The organism is Photobacterium rosenbergii (assembly GCF_003026455.1).
Classification (GTDB): domain Bacteria; phylum Pseudomonadota; class Gammaproteobacteria; order Enterobacterales; family Vibrionaceae; genus Photobacterium; species Photobacterium rosenbergii.
The window spans coordinates 20,166-40,113 of record NZ_PYMB01000035.1 but is presented as its reverse complement, the minus strand read 5'-3'; the positions used below and the strand labels follow the sequence as shown (position 1 = coordinate 40,113).

General features: G+C 48.0%; 20 protein-coding genes. 4 read left to right on the top strand and 16 right to left on the bottom strand.

Features of this window, described 5'->3' with window-relative positions; all coding sequences use genetic code 11:
* Positions 1-283: 283 nt before the first annotated feature.
* From rlmM to C9J01_RS27585, 4 genes are read right to left on the bottom strand one after another with little or no spacing between them, the layout of a single operon-like run.
* Positions 284-1,366 (bottom strand): 23S rRNA (cytidine(2498)-2'-O)-methyltransferase RlmM, encoded by a 1,083-nt coding sequence (rlmM, locus tag C9J01_RS27600; protein ID WP_107301271.1) that lies wholly within the window; start codon positions 1,364-1,366, stop codon positions 284-286.
* A gap of 9 nt (positions 1,367-1,375) precedes the next feature.
* Positions 1,376-1,759 carry a DUF423 domain-containing protein gene (locus C9J01_RS27595; RefSeq protein ID WP_107301270.1) on the bottom strand — a complete coding sequence of 128 codons (384 nt, stop codon included), beginning with the start codon at positions 1,757-1,759 and terminating at the stop codon, positions 1,376-1,378.
* 3 nt (positions 1,760-1,762) lie between these two features.
* Entirely contained in the window at positions 1,763-2,434 is a 672-nt protein-coding gene (locus C9J01_RS27590) for an alpha/beta family hydrolase (protein ID WP_107301269.1), read from the bottom strand.
* A 20-nt stretch (positions 2,435-2,454) separates the two neighbouring features.
* Entirely contained in the window at positions 2,455-3,375 is a 921-nt protein-coding gene (locus C9J01_RS27585) for a transcriptional regulator GcvA (protein WP_107301268.1), read from the bottom strand.
* 430 nt (positions 3,376-3,805) lie between these two features.
* Between C9J01_RS27585 and csdA the strand changes: the two genes are divergently transcribed.
* Positions 3,806-5,026 (top strand): cysteine desulfurase CsdA, encoded by a 1,221-nt coding sequence (csdA, locus tag C9J01_RS27580; RefSeq protein WP_107301267.1) that lies wholly within the window; start codon positions 3,806-3,808, stop codon positions 5,024-5,026.
* A gap of 8 nt (positions 5,027-5,034) precedes the next feature.
* Positions 5,035-5,466 (top strand): cysteine desulfurase sulfur acceptor subunit CsdE, encoded by a 432-nt coding sequence (gene csdE / locus C9J01_RS27575; RefSeq protein ID WP_107301266.1) that lies wholly within the window; start codon positions 5,035-5,037, stop codon positions 5,464-5,466.
* Between the two features lie 78 nt (positions 5,467-5,544).
* On the opposite strand, the gene tcdA is transcribed toward csdE, so the two are convergent.
* Both tcdA and mltA read right to left on the bottom strand, forming a co-directional pair.
* Positions 5,545-6,357, bottom strand: a complete 813-nt coding sequence (gene tcdA, locus C9J01_RS27570; RefSeq protein ID WP_107301265.1) for a tRNA cyclic N6-threonylcarbamoyladenosine(37) synthase TcdA — start codon at positions 6,355-6,357, stop codon at positions 5,545-5,547.
* A 114-nt stretch (positions 6,358-6,471) separates the two neighbouring features.
* Positions 6,472-7,560, bottom strand: coding sequence for a murein transglycosylase A (gene mltA / locus C9J01_RS27565; protein WP_107301264.1), 1,089 nt, complete (start codon positions 7,558-7,560; stop codon positions 6,472-6,474).
* Positions 7,561-7,820: 260 nt separating this feature from the next.
* Here mltA and C9J01_RS27560 point away from each other — a divergent pair, with 260 nt between their 5' ends.
* On the top strand, positions 7,821-8,054 hold the full coding sequence (locus C9J01_RS27560) for a hypothetical protein (protein ID WP_107301263.1): 234 nt from the start codon (positions 7,821-7,823) through the stop codon (positions 8,052-8,054).
* Here C9J01_RS27560 and C9J01_RS27555 read toward each other — a convergent pair.
* Complete coding sequence (locus C9J01_RS27555) at positions 8,051-8,452, bottom strand: DUF2850 domain-containing protein (protein ID WP_237157073.1); 402 nt, start codon at positions 8,450-8,452, stop codon at positions 8,051-8,053. The genes C9J01_RS27560 and C9J01_RS27555 overlap by 4 nt on opposite strands.
* A gap of 248 nt (positions 8,453-8,700) precedes the next feature.
* On the opposite strand from C9J01_RS27555, the gene argA reads away from it, so the two are divergent.
* A complete protein-coding gene (gene argA, locus C9J01_RS27550) occupies positions 8,701-10,026 on the top strand; it encodes an amino-acid N-acetyltransferase (protein ID WP_107301262.1) in 1,326 nt (441 codons plus the stop codon).
* A 39-nt stretch (positions 10,027-10,065) separates the two neighbouring features.
* Here the strand turns inward: argA and C9J01_RS27545 are convergent, their stop codons facing one another.
* The 9 genes from C9J01_RS27545 to C9J01_RS27500 all read right to left on the bottom strand — a co-directional run bounded on the left by C9J01_RS27545 (position 10,066) and on the right by C9J01_RS27500 (position 19,905).
* Positions 10,066-11,925 carry a hypothetical protein gene (locus C9J01_RS27545; RefSeq protein WP_146157121.1) on the bottom strand — a complete coding sequence of 620 codons (1,860 nt, stop codon included), beginning with the start codon at positions 11,923-11,925 and terminating at the stop codon, positions 10,066-10,068.
* An 83-nt stretch (positions 11,926-12,008) separates the two neighbouring features.
* Entirely contained in the window at positions 12,009-13,211 is a 1,203-nt protein-coding gene (locus C9J01_RS27535; RefSeq protein WP_146157120.1) for a mechanosensitive ion channel family protein, read from the bottom strand.
* Between the two features lie 24 nt (positions 13,212-13,235).
* Positions 13,236-13,820, bottom strand: coding sequence for a hypothetical protein (locus tag C9J01_RS27530; RefSeq protein ID WP_107301258.1), 585 nt, complete (start codon positions 13,818-13,820; stop codon positions 13,236-13,238).
* 11 nt (positions 13,821-13,831) lie between these two features.
* On the bottom strand, positions 13,832-15,130 hold the full coding sequence (locus C9J01_RS27525; RefSeq protein WP_107301257.1) for a hypothetical protein: 1,299 nt from the start codon (positions 15,128-15,130) through the stop codon (positions 13,832-13,834).
* Positions 15,130-16,284, bottom strand: coding sequence for a hypothetical protein (locus C9J01_RS27520; RefSeq protein WP_201797878.1), 1,155 nt, complete (start codon positions 16,282-16,284; stop codon positions 15,130-15,132). The genes C9J01_RS27525 and C9J01_RS27520 overlap by 1 nt, the downstream gene beginning before the upstream one ends.
* Positions 16,277-16,930, bottom strand: a complete 654-nt coding sequence (locus C9J01_RS27515; protein WP_107301256.1) for a hypothetical protein — start codon at positions 16,928-16,930, stop codon at positions 16,277-16,279. Before C9J01_RS27515 ends, C9J01_RS27520 begins: the two co-directional genes overlap by 8 nt.
* Positions 16,920-17,861: a hypothetical protein gene (locus C9J01_RS27510; protein WP_107301255.1), complete on the bottom strand. Its 942-nt coding sequence runs from the start codon at positions 17,859-17,861 to the stop codon at positions 16,920-16,922. The genes C9J01_RS27515 and C9J01_RS27510 overlap by 11 nt, the downstream gene beginning before the upstream one ends.
* Positions 17,861-19,162 (bottom strand): transglycosylase SLT domain-containing protein, encoded by a 1,302-nt coding sequence (locus C9J01_RS27505; protein WP_158264602.1) that lies wholly within the window; start codon positions 19,160-19,162, stop codon positions 17,861-17,863. Before C9J01_RS27505 ends, C9J01_RS27510 begins: the two co-directional genes overlap by 1 nt.
* Positions 19,163-19,176: 14 nt before the next feature.
* The gene (locus C9J01_RS27500; protein ID WP_107301253.1) at positions 19,177-19,905 is read right to left on the bottom strand and encodes an ETEC_3214 domain-containing protein; all 729 of its coding nucleotides are present in this window, start codon (positions 19,903-19,905) and stop codon (positions 19,177-19,179) included.
* Positions 19,906-19,948: the final 43 nt, after the last annotated feature.

Here is a 19,948-nt window from a genome sequence, read left to right as displayed (position 1 = left end):
AATCGATAGATTCTTGAACTGCAGCAAGCTTGAATTCGTCGGTAAAGCTTCGTCTAGTAACAACTTTCATATAATCACCTCTTATTCCTAATAAAGAGGTGTCTACTTTTAGGGGGTCACTTCAGAGCAGAATTTACAAAACCCTCGCTGTTCAAGCTTTTGATTTTTGCTTTTCCAAGCACCAAGGGCCCGCTATTCCTAGGACCGATTACCACTCCATATTTTCTATCCGACAAATACAAAAACACCACCCGGAGGTGGTGTTTTATGACTCGGCCTGACACTAGTGCGGCGAGCGGTTATCCAAGCGCTGGATATGTACCGTGATTTCCTCACGGTCGTGGTAAAGGTGCTTGGCCTGCAGGTTGAACTTCACCCCATTCTGGATAAGGTATACTTTCAGGTTTTCGATGTCCTGAAGAACCTCATCGTAACGGCCTTTCATTGGCAGTTTGAGGTTGAAGATCGCTTCTTTAGCCCAGCCTTTGATCAGCCAGTCACCCATTAGGTGAGCCACTCGCGCTGGCTTTTCGATCATGTCACAGACAATCCAGGTCACGTTCTTACGGGGTGGTTCGAACTTGAAGCCATCAACCGCATGATGCTTAACTTGTCCGGTGTCCATCAGGCTCTGTGCCATCTGGCCGTTATCAATCGCATGGACAAACATCGAGCGCTTCACCAGTTGGTAAGTCCAACCGCCAGGGCAAGCCCCCAAGTCGACGCCCCACATACCGGCAGCGAGGCGCTCATCCCACTCTTCACGTGGGATAAATACATGGAATGCTTCTTCAAGCTTCAGCGTCGAGCGGCTTGGCGCATCCGACGGGAACTTAAGGCGCGGGATCCCCATAAAGAATGGCGAGTTGTTGGTGGTGTAGGAGTAACCCACAAAACAGCAGCCCGGCGCAATGAAACACAGGTGCAAGACCGGCTTTTTCGGGTTGTCTTTGGCGTACATCGCACCTGATTTACGCAGCGCCTGACGCAGCGGCACAGTAAACTTGCGGCAGAATTTCAACAGTTCTTTGGCTTCGTTAGTATCCGGTGTTTCTACACGCAGATCACCACAGCGAGGGAAGTCTGCCACCATTTCCATGATTGGAGAAATGCGGTCTTCTTGCGGCAGATCTTCGAGCACCGGCATTACCGCGACCATCTGGCGGGCAAAGATCAGCTCGGAAAAAGGCTGCAACTGGATAAACTTGTCCGCATCGCCCGACTGGTAAAACTCAAACAACACATAGCCAGTATTGTTTTTTGCGCGAGGAAAGCCATACAACTCCAGTGCATTTGCTTTGTCTTGAACTTCACCGGCACATTCCTTCTCGAAACCGGGACGGCAGTACAACAGAACTTGATTCACTCTCAACCCTCAAGCTGATCGCCAGGCAGCCACTGCAAGCGCTACCCAGCCTATGATAAAACAGACGCCTCCCATCGGGGTGATGGGGCCAAACCACTTGATACCCGTCAGTGCCAACGCATACAAGCTACCACTAAAGAGTATGATCCCCGCCACAAAAAACAGGGCTGCGTATAATACCCCTTTTGACGGAAGAATGCGTGCCAATATTGCACAACCGAAAATTGCCAAGGTATGCCATGCCTGATATTGAACGCCAGTTTCAAACACCCCGAGCAAATACGGTGGCAACTGTGACTTCAGGCCATGGGCAGCAAACGCCCCCAACGATACCGTCACCGCACCACTCAATGCCGCAAACACCAGCATCCATCGGCTTAGTTGATTTCCCATGCCTTACTCCTTGGCTGTGCATGCGTTAATAAATGCCGCCAATGCTTTCACCGCCAACTGGCGATTGCCAGGCTCAGTGTGGCCCGAAGCCTTGCGCGGCTTAAAGCTATGATCGCCGTCAGGTAAGAAACTCACGTCAACCGTTTGGGCATAATCCCACCCTTCAACCTCGCTGCGGGTCCCAAAAGTATCGCGCTCTCCCTGCAGGATAAGGGTCGGCAAGGTGATAGTTTTCAAATGCTCACCGCGAAAGTTCTCCGGCTTGCCCGGCGGGTGGAAAGGAAAGCCTAGGCAGGCAACGCCTTTGACTTTCTCTTGGCAGTTCACCACATCCGGCGACTCATTGGCGATATCGGTCACGATCAGGCTCGCCATACGCCCCCCCATGGATTTGCCGCCAATGACCAAGTCGCCTTCCGAAGCAAAAGCCTCAATATGGCGTTGGAAGTCGAGCAATAACTTAGGCTGCCTGTCCGGCGGTCGCTTCTTGCCATCTTCACGGCGTTTTACCATGTAGGGAAAATCAAACCGTATCACCCGGATCCCTTTGAGGGACAAGCCCTTGGCAATATCAGCCATGAACTCGTGATCCATACCAGCCCCAGCACCGTGGGCAAACAAGAACGTCGCGCTATACTCCCCGCTCGGTGGGGTATCAATGATGTATTCAGTCATAGTCTTTCCGATCTCCCCAGTTATAGCTCGTCTTCCACATCTGGCATGTCTTCCTGCTCGCGGGCGGCTTTTGCCAACACCCAATCACGGAAAACCTGGATACGTCCGGTTTCGGCCTGGCGCTCCTGACAGACTAAGAAGAAAGCATTCTTGCTCATCAACACTTCATCGAACGGGCAAACCAAGCGACCAGCTTCCAGTTCAGGCTGCGCCAATACATTGTTACCCAAAGCAATCCCCTGACCGTGTGCTGCGGCCTGCAGCACCATGGTCGAGTGGCTAAAGATTGGCCCCTGGTTAACATTGGTGCCTTCAATACCATGGTGGCGCACATAGTTTTTCCACTCTTTGCGCGAAGTATCATGCAAAAGAGTATGGAGTTTCAGATCCTCCAAGGTACGTAGCGGCTTCGAGCCGTTTAACAACATCGGCGAGCAAACCGGCAGTAGGAATTCTTGGTAAAGCTTATCGGCCCGCAAGCCCGGCCAATTGCCCCGGCCATAATAGATAGCCACATCGACATCTTCCGTCAAAGAACCTTCATCCAGATCCACCGCTTTGATCCGCACATCAATATCCGGGTGCTGCTCGTTAAAGTCGGCCAAGCGAGGAACCAACCACTGGATAGCAAAACTAGGAGGTAAACTAATGGTTAGTGCCCCTTTCGCGCCGCGTTCTAAGACCTTATCCGTGGCATCTGAGATTGCAGAAAAGATGTCTTTTATGTCAAGAAAGTAACTTTGACCCTCTTCAGTTAGCAATAAAGAGCGATTACGACGGCGAAATAATTTGAGCCCCAAAAATTCTTCAAGGGCTTTAATCTGGTGGCTTACAGCAGCTTGTGTGACAAATAACTCTTCTGCCGCACGGGTAAAACTGAGGTTTCTGGCCGCCGCTTCAAAGACTTTTAGTGAATTGAGTGGGGGGAGACGTCTAGACATACTTTTCCTGCATTAGTTTTTTTTATGGGAAACATTATAAATTGTCCATTGTTCAAGTGCTACATAAACCATATGATTTGCCCCGCAACGGTGAGCAAGGCCAAGTTTTTAGCCCTCAGGCTTTTGGCCGACCGCACAGTTGCGATGTTGTGTTTGCATATTGTCCGGGTTATGCCGGATAGGTAGTCAATCTACCAATTTTACTTCCTGTATTTTTGACCTGTCTGTCAAAATTAATTCTTGGCACTGCGCCCCAACGCAGTGCCTTTTTTTTACCCTTAGCTCTTCACATCTTTCGCTGCATACTCTTTGCCTGTCTCGACGAGCCAACGTCCCACCACTTATAATTGAAGCAACCGGAGAAATACTTGCCCTATTGTTTTTTTCACCGCATGATCTCCCCCTTGTCTTTTTTGCTATGTGACACACCATGACTGCCCAATTTGATATCCAGCGTATTCGCCAGCAATTCCCTGCCCTGGCCCAAGAATGCAATGGCCAGCCACTGGTCTACCTCGACAGTGCAGCCACTACCCAAAAGCCGCTTGAGGTGATTGAGACAATCCGGCAGTACTACAGTGGCCACAATGCCAACGTCCATCGTGGTAGCCATACCCTTACCGCAACCGCTACGGCACAATTTGAGCAAGCAAGAGAGACCGTCCAGCACTTCATCAACGCCGCTGACAGCAAAGAAGTAATCTGGACTCGTGGGGCAACCGAAGCCCTTAACCTGATCGCCCAAACTTATGCCCGTAACACCCTGCAACCAGGCGATGAAATACTGGTCAGCGAGCTTGAACACCACGCCAATATCGTACCGTGGCAGATCGTTGCTGAGCAGACTGGGGCTAAAGTCGTTAAAATCCCAATGCATGGTGATTGCACCTTGGATATAGAGGCTTTTTCCCAATTATTGACAGCTAAAACCAAGATTGTGGCCGTTGCCCATGTCACCAATGTGACGGGTACCCGCAACCCGGTCGAGACCATTATTCAGGCTGCACACAATATTGGGGCTGTCACTGTGATTGACGGCGCTCAGGCCGTTGCCCACGAAGCTGTCGATGTGCAGGCACTCGATGCCGATTTCTATGTCTTCTCTGGCCACAAAATTTTTGCCCCTGCTGGCATTGGCGTGTTGTATGGCAAGAAAGCGCTGCTCGAGGCAATGCCGCCTTGGCACGGTGGCGGTAAGATGGTGGAAAAGGTGAGTTTTGAGGGCACCACATTCTCCGCCCTGCCGGGTAAGTTCGAAGCCGGTACGCCCAATGTCGCCGGTAGCCTAGCCATGGCCGCAGCCATCAACTGGCTGGGCAATATCGACCGGGAAGGAGCCGAGCAGCATATCCACGCCCTACGCCAGCGTGCTATCGAAGGGATACAAGATATCGAAGATTTGCAGGTAGTCGGCCTACAATCAGATGCGAGCCTATTTTCCTTTGTTGTTGAAGGTGTGCACCATCAAGATATTGCCACCTTGCTCGACCAACAAGGTATTGCGCTGCGCGCCGGCCACCATTGCGCCCATCCGATGATGGATGCCCTTGGCGTCAGCGGCACACTACGGGTATCGATTGCCCTGTATAATACCGAACAAGATATTGACCAATTTATTGCTGCGCTGCACAAAGCCTGCAGCCTGCTTTAGGAGAGATTATGACGCTGCCAAGCCACCCTTTTGGTACCGAAATTACCTGCGAGGCGATTGTCGAGCTAATGAGCCAAGCCAACGGCTGGGAAGATCGCTACCGCAATGTGATCCAATTGGGGAAGAAACTACCGGCAATGCCGGAAGCACTTAAGCAGGACAAGCTCAAGGTCAGCGGTTGTGAAAGCCAAGTGTGGCTGACCCACCAGCAGCAGGCAGACGGCAGCTTCCATTTTGCAGCGGACTCCGATGCACGTATTGTCCGCGGCCTGATCACCTTGGTACTCGCCGCCTATGAAGGCAAGAATGCCGAGCAGATCCAATCGTTCGATATCGATGGTTATTTCGAGCAACTCAACCTGATTGCCCACCTAAGTCCTTCCCGAGGCAACGGACTCAAGGCAATCGTGGAGCAGATCAAAGCATTGGCTGAAGGGTAAGAAAAGCACCCTTCGGCAGGTAATATCAAAAAAGCGAGGTTGAACCTCGCTTTTCTTTTATCTAATGGTATCCGCACTTTATTTCTGTAAGTGCTTATCCACCAGCTTTTGCAGAATACGAGATACCGCCACAAAGCCAAAGGTCGCGGTCACCATCGTCGCGGCACCGAAACCACTAGCACAGTCCATTCGCTTAGGACCTTCCGCTGTCGACTTCACACCACACACCGAGCCATCAGCCTGTGGATACTTCAGTTGCTCAGTCGAGAACACACAATCGATACCAAACTTACGTTTTGGGTTCTTCGGGAAATTGTGGTGGCGACGCAAAGTGTCACGCAGCTTTTTCGCCAGCGGATCCTGAATGGTTTTGGTCAAGTCGGCAATCTGGATCTGGGTCGGGTCAATCTGGCCACCCGCACCACCTGTGGTGATCACTTTAAGCTTATTGCTTTTGCAGTAAGCCAGTAGTGCCGCTTTCGGTTTCATGCTATCAATGGCATCCAGCACATAGTCATAGCGACCGTCGATGTACTCAGACACATTTTCCGGGGTAATGAAGTCGTCAATCAAGTTGACCTTGCACTCTGGGTTGATCAGCTTGATACGCTCAGCCATCACTTCGATTTTGCTCTGGCCTACCGTGCCCGACATGGCATGGATCTGGCGGTTGATGTTGGTAACACAAACATCATCCATATCAATCAGGGTCAACTCCCCGATACCTGAACGAGCCAGTGCTTCTGCGGCCCATGAGCCCACACCGCCAATACCAATTACGCACACATGTGCGGCACGGAAGATTTCCACTTCGCTGTTACCATACAGGCGACGGGTCCCGCCGAAACGTTGGTTGTAATTGTCTGATGCTGGGGTATCTAGTTCTCGCATGGCTGTTCCGCGCTGATTCACACATTCATAAAGAAAGAGTGCGATTTATACGCACTCTTTGGGAAATTGTCCAGTCAGCCGAAGCCAAACAAGCAAGCTATACCTGCCAATCCATTATGGGGTAACCCATGGTTGCCCGGTCTTTGTACCCTGGAGGCCCAACTTCCAGACCCGGCCAAAGTGTTTGTAATGGCCTGCGTCCACTCCAGCTTGAGTACCCATACCATGGTATAGGTCAAGGTGGTTTTTCTTCACCGCACCGCCGGTATCGAGTGCCATTAGCAATTTAAGCACATGCTTCCCGTTCCAGTTCCCGGCTTCATCGAGTTGGGGCACTTCTGCCAGCAGCACACTGCCCATCGGCAGGTAGTCGCGATCGGCTGCTACCGCGGCATGCGCCTGCAACGGGATCCCTGCGGTCCCCATCACATCGAGGTTATCTTGCGGTTTAAAAAAGACATAAGACGGATTCTGCTCCAGCAACTCGCGGACTGTATCCTCGTCCTGCTGGCTGACCCACTCGTCTATTGCCTTGAGCGACATCTTCTCACGCGGTACTTCGCCACGTTCGATCAGGATACGGCCAATACTGACGTAACGATGGCCGTTTTTCCCTCTATAGGCAAAGTACTGAAGCTGGTCATTGTCATCAAAATGGACAAAGCCGCTACCCTGTACTTCCATCATAAACACATCAAGCATAGAGGCGCTGTAGCCTAGCTCAAGCCCTTTGCCTTCCAAGGCCCCCGCATAAATCTCAGCCCGACTCGGGCACTTCGCCTCACATTCGGGCATACCATAAACGGGATAACGGAAGACCTCATCCGGCTGATGGCGCAACTCAATCACCGGCGAGAAATAACCGGTAAACATCACGTTGCCATTGCCATCCCCGCCGCCCATCTGGGCAACTTCGATACCATAGGTTCCCAGATCAGACAGTTCACTACCCGCCGCGACCCAGTTTTCTATCTGCTGGTAAAGGGGTTGGTAGGTCGCCGCCATCGATGGAGAGCGTTCGATAACCTTCTCCATCTGATTGCGAAATTCACTGAAATCTCTTGGCTTGTCTGATTCCACAACCGCCACTTGGTTGAGTACCTGATCAAACTCCCCATCAAGGTATTGTTGACCACGATCAGTGGGCTTGGCGCAGCCCACCAATCCCATAATTAATAGAGCAACCGTTGCTTTTCGAAACACCGTCAATCCTATATCGTCTTATTTGGAATCCCATTTTTCATCAGTGTAACCAACTGAGGCACTCCCGCCTACAAGTGGTTACCCCCGAAAAACTATTTTGCCGATCTTTTTCTTAACTTTGTCAGCAGTTTGTCTGAATTGCTTCGCATTATTTACCTAAACACACGGATATGCCACCACTGTCATATTTGTGTCATAGTCATCCTGTAGTTAATAAAAACGTCACAGAAATGTCATTAAGGTTCGAATGGAGGCGTCACATGGACCAACCATTGAAGATAGGCAAGGACACCCTGTTAAACATCAATTCCATTGAATACCAATGGATACGTAACTTGGTTAGCGAGGGAAATTCACCCCACCAAGTCAATACCGCAATCCAGCGATGTTTAGGTGGGAGTACGGATACTGCCGATATTATGAGAAAGGTGGCGCTCAAGCAGATCCCGGTAAACCAGTTGCTACGCAGGCTGCCGACTCCGCCCATGAACTAGTTTGATGGACGTAGGTCCATCTTCTGACGTGAAAAAGTGGAAATATAATGGGCTGGGCTTTGGCGAATCAACCGGCCAGAAAGGTAAGAGTAAATATAAAGGTCATCACCACGCAGATACTCAAGTTTGCTGCCATCCCATTGATATTGGGTATTCACCTGACGACCATTGACAAAAACACCTTCAGGGCGGATTTCAAAACTGTCAGCGGCATAAGGGGCAACATCTTGCTCAGTCCAGACACCGTTGATATCCGGCAAATGCTTATCTTGTGCTATTGCGCTATCAAACAAGCCTGCCAGCAACAAGCCCAACGCTATTGCGCCGGTAACGGCTACTGCCATGGCAAAACTGATCAGTCGGTGAGTAAACAAGGAGGTCTTTTGCTTTGTGGCCATAACTCTTTATAACATAGCGCGTTTCCCAGCCAATATACCCCAAAGCACGCCTCTTTCGGTACTTATCTGCTTAGCAAGGCAAATAACGAGATCTTCTCCCCAGTTTTTATCTGGATATTGCATACCAAGAATATGGTCACCAGTGAATTTTTATTGACATAAATCGCATAATCATTAATAACATCCTTATGACCTCATCGTGAGGCATAAGCCTGCATACTTGCCACACAGCAACAAGGAAGCCAGCCGTGAAATTCAGAAGTACCGCCTTGGTCAAAGGGTTCCGCCAATCGGCCCCTTACCTCAACGCCCATATTGGCAAAACCATTGTCATCATGGTTGGCGGGGAAGCCATCGCCCATGAAAATTTTTCCCATATCGTCAATGATATCGCCCTGCTTAACAGCCTTGGGCTGCGTATTGTAATGGTGTATGGCGCAAGACCGCAGATATCCAACCTTGCCGAGCAAATGAACTACCCAACCCCCTACCACAAGGGAGTAAGGGTAACTGACGAGCGGGCACTGGAAATAGCCAAACAAGCCGCAGGCCACCTCCAGTTGGATATCACGGCAAGGTTCTCAATGGGCCTCAACAATACGCCGATGGCGGGCTCACAAATTAATATCGTTAGCGGTAATTTCGTTATTGCCCAACCTTTAGGCATTGATGATGGTGTGGACTACGCCCATAGCGGCAGGATCCGCCGAATAGATACCGAAGCTATCCACCGCCAGCTTGACCAAAGAGCCATTGTGTTACTGGGGCCAATTGCTAGCTCGGTCACCGGTGAGTGCTTCAACCTGACGTCGGAAGAAATCGCAACCCAGCTGGCTATCAAGCTAAAAGCCGACAAGCTCATCGGCTTTTGCTCCGAGCAGGGGGTATTAGATAGCGAAGGGGGTGTGGTCTCTGAAATGCTCCCTATTGAAGCAGAACAAGCCTTGCAGCGCTTGGTCGAACTGCAACAAGAAGAACGGGGGACAGGCCGCTTCCTAAGAGGTGCTATTACTGCTTGCCGGGCAGGGATCCCCCGTAGCCATTTGATCAGCTACAAAGAAGATGGTGCCCTGATCCAAGAGCTATTCTCACTCGATGGCATCGGTACCCAAATTGTGATGGAAAGTGCCGAGCAGGTTCGCCAGGCAACAATAGATGATATCGGTGGGATCCTTGAGCTGATCCGCCCATTGGAACAGGACGGGATCTTGGTCCGCCGCTCACGGGAACAACTGGAGCAGGAAGTCGAACAATTCACCATCATTGAGCGTGACGGCCTGATCATAGGGTGTGCGGCGTTGTATCCATTCCCTGATGAGCGTATGGCTGAAATGGCCTGTGTCGCCGTTCACCGCGACTTCCGCGACGGAGACCGTGGTGCCTTGCTACTCAGCCAACTCAAACAACAAGCCAAACGGATGGGCCTAGCCCACCTGTTTGTCCTCACGACCCGCAGCCTGCACTGGTTCCGTGAGCAAGGCTTCAGCGAATCGAGCGTCGAGAGCCTACCGGTCGCCAAGAAGGCGCTGTATAACTTCCAGCGCCGCTCCAAGATTTTGATTTTGGATTTGTAATAATGAAAAAGCGCTAAGAGTTAGCGCTTTGTTCTTGAGTTAGAAGATGGCATTAAATTGAATGAACGGGCCATGCCACAGGTCGGCGCGATCATAAACCAGGTAATAACCATCTTTGTCGCTGCTACTTGGCTTCGACTGGAATGTCCAGTCGCCACGGGCCCGGTAGCCGGCCTGTAACGAGTAGCCCAGACCTCGGAGTGTGGTACTGCGGTGTTGCAGTGTATAGCCAAGCTCTAGCGTCGAGGTTAACGCCAGGGCATATTTACCTTGAATTTTCCCTTCCTCACGGCCCACAGCCTCTTCGAAGGCACCTCGGCTGACATTGAGCTTGTTCAGGCCAACCCCAACCTCGCCATTAATATAGAACCGGTTATAGCTGGTCTCATAGCGGCTACCATAGCTGGCCTCATCATACCCAACAACAAGCAAGTAACGATCAATATCAAAATCACGATCGAAAGCCGAACCAGCATAACTGCCAGACTTGGTTTCAAAACCTACTGCGCTAGGGGCAAGGTAATTGGAGCTGTGAAGACCAAAATACAGGCCCTGCTCCAACATGAGGTAAAGCGCAAGGGAGTTATATTCGGTTTCAAATGCCTCCTGTACCGGGATTTCCGTCATATCGTCGGAATAGGTGACAACGCCCCCTGACGCCATTTTTTCCAACTCAAGGCGAAGGGTCGTTGCCCCGCCAAACATTCCGTTGAAATCAACAACCGCATTGAGTGCCTCCGTTCCCTTGGACACCAAATCACTGTCGCTATTTTTCGCTTCACTGGTCAAGTAGTGGACTGTTGCTTGGGTATTGCCGACCCGTCCCTGTGCATAGTAGTTATGTAATAAGCTATCGTTCATATCAAAACTTGCCCTGGCACGCGTTTTTGAATCAATACTTATTTTCTGATTAACTTCCCAGCTCGTTTGGGCAATACCGTAACCAAACATCAAGTCGACCAAGGCATAACGGGAATAAGGATTATCTTCCTTTTCCAACCCTGTCAGCTCACGGCGGGAGAGCTTATAGGTTTGGAGCTCTCGTTCAGAGCTGTTTTGGGCAGTAATGAATACATCATTACCCTGACCGAAGACATTGGTTTCAAAACCATAGTTAAATTCCGGACTATTAGCCAAGGTACCGTTGGATATCAACCCATCAGGGCCAAAGTAGTAAACGTCCACGCCCTTGTTGAATACATTGACATATTCGTACACCCCAACAGCGGTATAGTTACGGTTAATGGGATGGGTATCGAGAATGCCGGAAAAATCACTGCGTCGGTGCAGGGTTGTCTCGGCCTCATGCCATTTATCGTAGGTATTTGACGTATAGAGTTTGTAGTCATCTGCACCGATAAATGCCACTGATGTCGAACCGGCAAGGTTATTATTGATTACCCCTGTCCCCATAATAGGCGTTGCAGGTAGGTCTACCTTCCAGTTTGAACGGCCTGAATAGAAAGACAGATTGTCACGATACAAGCACATCAACTCGCCTTTATAGCTGACATGGCGATCGAGGGCTTTTGAACAATTCGGGCCTTTAAACGAAACCGGTTTTCCCGACGTCGAATACATCGTATGTTCATTACACTTCTTGCCATCTTCGCATTCATATCGCACCCTGACATACGAAAAAGCTCTCGAGCCATATCTGGCACTTGCAATTTCTTTAATGCTGCCTGCTCGGGTTTGGTAGTAATGGCCATTGCCGATATTAATGTCATAACGACATTCCCCGCTACAATCTTTGTCACTTTTTTTAATCGTGATCTCAGGGGCTCGTTGCTTGGAGTAATAGTCCTCCTGGCTAAAGTGATTTTCTAATGGTTCATTAAACTGATAGGCGTGACTCACCCCTGCCCAGAAAAGGACAGTAAATAGTAAATACTTCAAAACTTTACTCTAATATTGATTAGTAATATTCCCCCTATCTATAAATAGAAAGGGAGTGAATGGTTTATATATCTATTGTTATTTTATTTCTGCAGGGAATGTTGATAATTTCCCATTAGATTTTGGTATGCCCGTAATTCAAAAATATGCAAAACAGAATATAAATGCTCGAAGATTTCAGCTTGTACTGACTCAAAGTGATTCCAGTCTGTATTCTTGGTAAAGCAATACACTTCTAAGGGAACCCCTTTAGCGGTTGAAGCCAATTGGCGAGCCATCAAGGTCATCTCTTGGTTGATGTCATGACGAGAACGCAGGTAAGCTTCAACATATAACCTAAATAACCCAGCATTTGTCAGACAACGTTTACTGATATTATCGCCACTGACTTTCAATTGGTGCTTAGCACACAAATCATGTATCTGGTCACTAATTAATGGGACTTGGGACAGAGCCTTAACCTTATCCATATCAAGAAATTTAATACTGTTGACGTCAATAGCAACATCACGCTTGATTCGTCGACCTTGTACCGTCATGCTGCGCCAGTTTTTTAGCCCTACATTCAAAATTTCATATGTTGGGATAATCGACGTGGTTTTATCCCAGTTTTCAACGGTGATCACGCTCAAAGTAATATCTTTGATCACACCATCAGCTCCGTACGAGTCGACTTCTATCCAGTCCCCTTTTTTCACTAGGCGGTGAACATTGATTTTTACAGCCGTTACCGTACCAAGAATACTATCTTTGAATAATAGCAAGACAATAGCAGACATCGCACCAATACCACTGATAAAGGCCATCGGTGATATTTCCAATAAAATGACGATAATGATCATCAACATCATCGCAAAACTTGCGAGTTTGATAATTTCGGCGAATGGCTTTATCGGTATTTCATTGCTGCCTTGTCGGCCGTTGAAGCGTACTTCAAGAAAATCCAGCACCGAGTGCAACATTAGCACTGCAAATATAACAGCCCCAACCTCAGCCAATTTGCTATACCAGCCGTAGGCATCAAAATATTTAAACCAGAAGATAGAAAAGACAAAACCAACAAAGTATTGGGCACGATGAATAAACTTCCGTTCATAGCCCTTTCGCTCCTTATTCGCCCTGAAATCAAGAAAGCGAGTTAGCGCTGTTCTTACTAACCAGGGAATAATACAGAACGAGAGTACCGTGACCGTTATCTGGAAAAAATGCTGCTGGATCTCTGAAAAAGACAGATAAAGGCTTTTAAGGTATTCAAGATAATACATAGGCAATAGAGGTACGAACACGGCGTACCTCTACCTCGTCTGCTGTTACTGCATTAAACGCTCAAGTTCCTGCTCCAATTCAGACATGGCCTTTTGGGTACGGAACTCCTCATACATCGCCGCCTCATCCTGGGGATCAATGGGCACACCGGCCTGTTTAACAACATCATCGAAGAGGCTCGCGACAAGCGACTCATCGATCACTGCCATTGCACAAACCTGGCTCTGGCCATTGACCTTGCCCATGCCTACATTGGTGATCTGTGAGCGTTGCATACGAACTTCAGAGATACTTTTGGCTACAGTTTCAAAGGTTTCACCCGTTTGTGTTCCGGATTCACTACGGTTCAGCCGTGAATAGGAACGGTCCATAACGCTGGCCTTCACATTGATACTTTGTGCTAACGCACTTCGAGCCCCTGCTTCTGCATGGCGTTTATCAATGTTGAAGTTATTGCTGGCATTGACGCAACTGGCTGCAGCCAACCCGCCAGGAACAGAAGGCACCATGACCCACTCTGGGACATCAAAACCATGGTTGGTATCTAGTTGCTCAGCCTCTTTCTCACTGGCTGCACAAGCTGAAAGCAGCAGGGCAGAAACCAGAGAAACTCCTAGTTGACGTTTCATGACTTTCCTTTCTAACGAATAATGATTTGATTATTAGTGACGGTATTGACTGCGAGCGGGCTTTCCATGATCGCCAATAGGCTTGGGATAAAATCTGCCATCAAGCTTTTGTTCGCCATACGGGTACGAAATGCCAGTACGGTTTGCCGACCATCCGTCGATAATTGCGGAGAATAAATATAGCTATGCTGATCCAATAGATGCTGCAGTTGACTATGGCTTATCAAGGCGTCGCGAGGAAAACTCACCTTGTTGTAGCGGCCGCCAATCTGGCTAAGCTGCTCTAAGCCTCCTTCCATCATGGACAATATTGCTAACTGGTTATCTTCAGATGCTAAATGAGCACCAAATAAGCGCACTCCAATCCCCTCACGGGTTGGTAGCCTTAGTGTTGCCGGTTCATTGTGCCACTCACCTAAACGGGCAGAGGCTTTATCCAACAAGCTCAATGACAAAGCCAGTCGGGAATACTCTCCTGAGTCTTGTAACTCAGTAGATACCCGAACAATGATATCTGCATGATCAAAGTCTTGTGTCACTGAGAAACCTTGCTGGGTCAGCACGGCCATAATAGGAGCCGCAAAATGGGCCTGCTCGGCATGGACCATAAAACGCGGAGAACCAGCGGCTAGGTAGGGATTGCTGGCAACCCGGCTCAACTCCGCCATGTCCAGTTCGGCATTAATGACAACAGTGGCAACGCCTTGGTGTTCACTCTGCTCCAATACCATCCACTCGCTCACAAACGGCTTGGGTAAAGCCTTTAAATGAACAAACGGCGACGGGTCATTAACAATAAGGCTCAACCCTTGCCATACCGCCTGCTGTAAGGCAGCAAGCTCTGCAGCCTGAATCGCGGGCAAGCCATTAGAGGCCTTGGCTGTAGCCTTAACCCTCACAATGAGATCATCTTCCGCAGAGTCCCAGCTCCAATCTCCATCATCTTGGTAAGCCTCGATGGACAACGGTAAGCTCACCGCAACACAGGTTTCACTCCCCTGAAGAAAGGTCTCGCCAATTTGTACCCGCTCCGGAGTCTGTTCTACCGCTTTGAGTAACTCAGGCAGCTCAGGTAAGTTGGCAAACTCTTCCGCCTCGGTCGCTGACAAGTTCTCACGCGCACCTTGGTAGGCAGCAGTAACGCCTTTAGCAGCCAAACGAGTGGCTTCATCAATAGCAGCAGCCCCCCTTCCACGAGAGCAAGAAGAAAACGCCAAGACTCCCCCTTGTTCAGGGTGAGATATCTCCGCTGCAGGTAAAGCGCCGGCGAATAAGATGGCGCTTGCCAGCGCCAGTCTTAATTTAGTCATTACAAGCTACCACTCGCTGAAATGCGGTGCTCAAGGAAACTCTTTGGCGTCCCCACACTCACAGCAAACAGTTTGGCGTCACTCGCTGGGCGATAGATCCCTTCTTTAGCTTCACCACGAATACGCTTGGCATCTTGGGAATTTTTCCAGCGAACGATACGACCTTGAGACTCAATATCGCTCGGGTTTACCGTTGCTACTCCAATGGGTTCGGCAAAGCCATAACTATATTCGAAGATGACCATTGTCTCTTCGGGCAAAATCCCAGCGTTCTGGCCACGATCTAATGAAATTCGTTCACCACGAATACCCTGCACCTGCGCAGTTGCTGGCATCTCTGACAGCATCCGGCTCAATGCAATACCAAAGCCTCGGGATGACATGTCGTTGAGCACGGCAGACACTGCATTAGCATCGTAAATATCAAAGCCGCCCTCAATTTTTCCAGACTGCATCCAGAACTGCATCTCACTCATTGGCTTGACGTCACCGGTCCGAACCTTGATCTTACCTACATTCGGGTAGCTCAACTTTTCATTGGTGTAGGGGTCCAGGAATCCCAACGTAAAATCTAGGCTAAAATCAGCAAGATTCGTCGAACCGCCGGTTACCAACTCACCGGTTTTGACCGTATCAACCGTCATCGCATAGTCAGGGTGAAGCACTCCCCCCTTCATACGACGCGCAAGTTCGGCATCAGACATACCTTGCGTGGCGTCGCCTAAAATGGATGCAGTACGTTCATCACCCGTCACAATGCGGAAGCGATTCAGGCCCACCAACTGATTTTCAAATTGGTTGAGTAAGCTGCGGTTGTCATAGGCTCGTAACGACGACAACCAGTCATTCGGGTTATCATTGTTTGTCGTGATGGGATCATTCATGTACAAGCGCAGTACCTTCTTGCTCAGTGGGCAATCAGGGTGCTCGTTGTTGACCTCAAATGTACATTTGTCGAGCCCTGCAGTGCTGTAATACGCCGGCAGCTCAATGTCATTATCAGCAAACTGCTCTGCCGACTTGCCATACTCATAACCAGAAGCCCCTTTAAAGGCATTGGTTTGCATACGAGATTGAGGTGAGCCAGTGCTCTGACAACCGGCCAGTACTACAAGTGAAACCGCTGTAACAAGGAATTGATTGCGATTAACCATCCATACGTTCCTTGATAGCAGCATCTGCAGCCTTCATATCATCGATAAACCGCTTTTCAGCCAAAATCAGGTTGTTGCTTTCCGCAATTAAATCAACACGTTCCTTCATTTCTTTCGCCGCAATGGCCGTATTATTTTCTTCGGAGTCTTCAATCGCGTTATTTAAAATCGCGGCCGCTTCAAGAATTGCAATTTGCTGTGCGTTTTCAGCATATAACAAACCTACCTCTGCAGCTTGAACTCCCAACTGGATTGCCAACTCTAGGTTTTCAGAAAAGATCTTATCCTGGGCAGCGGTGTATTGATTAAACTTGGCCTGCATTTCAGGGTTGCTAGCCAAGCGCTCAGCAACTTCTTCATTGCTTAAGTCATTATGCATCGCAAAAAATTGTTCAACATCCTTGTGGTTTGCACGGATATTTCGGTACTGGGATTTCACCGCACATTGACGTTGGACAATCGTTAAAACAGCGCGGGAGCCAGTATCAATGGTTGGCGTTGCCGATGTATAAGTTTCTGAATGCTCAGCACAGCGGTTGGCTAGTTCATTCAAAATTTCATCACGGTCATCCCAGACTCCAACAGTGGATGTACAAGCAGACAGCAGAAGACTACCTAGGGCAATTGATAGTGTTTTAATTTTCATTTTCTACGTTTCCTAACAGTGTAAATAATATATTTGAACCCAACTTTTCAGCCAGTTGGACAGCAAGAGAATCAACTGTTGCTTCATGAGTTATTTCAGGCTCACTGATTAAGGCAATTTTCCACGACTTTATTGATTCCAACTGGCCTTGCTGGCGTAATTCAATTTGTATATTCCATTTGGTGCGAAATTGATTAGCCTTCTTTGCACTTTGCTCTCGGGTAGAAAGTACGAATTGATAATTTGTTTCACTTTGCACTAACAGCTTATTTTCACTGATGGATTGCGAGAGCATCTCTGCCAAAGCATGGCTTCTGCTATCGCTCACCACTTGCCAGCCACCACGGTGCAATAAAGCCTGAGTCTGCTGATATAAACTAATATGTTGTTTCTGAAGCAGAGGAGAAACACCGTCAGGTGTTAAACCTGCAATCACGGTCAAAATACGTTCATTTGCGACCAGTTTATGATGGGTATCCAATAAAAACGGGATCGCATCAATCGGTTTAAAGTTGTTTAAACCAACGAGGGTTGTACTGAGTTGCTGATATTCCATCAACAGGTAATGGTCATAAAAATCTAAAAGCTGCTGTTTCCCTAGCGATATCACAACTTGCTTATTACCATCAAGGCCCTCGCTATGCGCAATAACACGGTATGCAGGAAAAACTAATTTTCCAGAAGATATATTCACCAACTCTTCAAATGATGATGAAATTTGCCCATCGACTGATTTTAAATTTTCTTTCTGCTCAACCTGAATATTTGCTGAGAGTTTTAGCGCAACGGAAGACAACGCCGCCCGCTCGGCTTCTGCTTCCGTTGCAGCTATACCCAAGCCAAATATTTCACTCTCTGTATCAACAGGTAGCTCCAGAGCAGCGAGTGCTACCTGGCTAATAAAAGCCAACCCCATAAGCAATGCACGCATTACACTGCACCTTTTTCTTCGCGGTACATTGCTTTTCTATCAGTAACTTTTTTTAAATAATTTACCGTTTCATCATAAGGTAAATGATTAATCAGAGTGTGATAGACGTCTTCTGGGGAAAGGGTATTTATTTTCTCAACCGCATTTGCCAACCTGCGCTCGCCAAATGCTTTGGCGACATTGCCCGCCCCTGTGTTATACGCTGCAATTACGCAGTACTCCCGGCTTTGTGGATCGTTGATATGCTTCAAATAACGTGAATTGAGAATATCCAGATACGCCGTTCCTGCTTCGATATTATAATCTGGCTGGTACAGGTCATTTTCATTCATCGGTTTATCAACCTTATGAACAATACGGTTTACATCATGTCCTGCGCTTGTCGTCACGACCTGCATCAAGCCAAATGCAGGCACGGGTGAACGAGCCCGAGAGTTAAAGCTTGACTCAGTATGCATAATGGCCAACACCAGAGCAGGCTCTATATCAAATGCTTCACTTTGTTTATATATATCAGCTAAATATGGTGCAATTCGCTTCTCCAAGCTTTCGCTTGGCATTCGCACCTGATATGTCATTATTTTCGCGGAACGGCTGTCTTCTGCCACTCGCTCACGCTGCTTTTCATAGATGTTATTAAGTACTTGCATTCGTGTTAGAGCATCATCGACTAACTCTTGTTTCTGCTGATCGACCAACTTAGGATCCACTTCGGCCCCAGATGTCTCAGCCAACAGCTCAACCTCTTTCTCCATCTCTTGGAGCTGTTGGTTCGTTTGTGCCAAGATCTCCCTTAATGCGGTCTTTTCTTTCTCATTGGAATAATCCAGATCACGTTCACTTAATTCCTCATAAGTCACAGCCGATAGCAAATTGCTTCCCAACAACGACTCGAGCTGCTCAGCTTGTTCAACGTGTTGGCTGACCAAAGTTGTGATGTCCTTCGGCTCCAACCCCTCATCCACAAGCACTTCAAAAGTAACGGTTTCTTTCTCAAAGTCGATAATGGTCCGGCTAGTGTTATCTGCACTCACCTCAACGGCTAAGTGCTCACTATCAATTACAGTATCTCCCCAAGTTTGAATGGAGTCCTTTCTTTCTCCATCCCACTTTTTTATGTACTCCTTACGCCAATTAGCAAATTCAGCTAAGTGATTAGAGTGCCACTCTAGAAATTCTGCACGTTCGATATAGGCAGGCTTATTTAACTCGGTGACAGCATTATCGAGGTCCTTAAAAGAATCAGAAACAGCTGCTGTTGGCAATAGGGCCAGCGCGATCATAAGGGAGAGCTTCTTCATACCGGTATCCATACTCAAGAGAAATAAGACATAAATTCAAATTTTGTTAACATCATCTCTAACACGATATCGTCAGGTAATTCAGAGATAGAAAAGGTATTTACCTCACTCGATCTAATTAAACCCAAATTCGAATTAATTTCCTGTGTGTTATCGAATAAATAAGCATCATCTAGCTTTGATATTGTATTGGTTTGCAGTGCATTACTCGTTGTATAACTATACATACCCACCATCAATTGATGGAACAAAGCATCCCGACCAAGTTCAATCGCATCGAGATAAAAGTTAACGCTGCCACTCTCTATATAGTTTTTATCCGGCTGTTTAATTATTTCAGCTAAGGATGATTCATATAGCGTATATTCGGTGTAAGGGATCGGGGCCATAAAGTCATTTTGAAGTGCCTGAATGGCATAAGCAGCAACACGATTTTCCTTCACTGCAATGCTTAATAAGAATTTATCAAAATAGAAGTAATTAAATTTCACTCCACGATCAATGGTTGATGCTTTCACCGCCTGTGGAAATCCTGTTGTTTGTCTTACATAGTCAAATGAGTGACCGACAGTTAATTTTTCAATCAACTGATATTCGTTCTCATGGGTGAAATTTGTTTTTATTTTTTGATATGTATTCAACAGGACAGTTTCTGTATCGTTCCAACCACCAATAGAGATAACTATCGCTGCAATTGAGATAACAACCGACTTGGCTTTCGCCACCCAATTTGTCATTAGCATAATTAAAGTCGTTCTTAGATTTTACAAAGAGTGTTAATCACAA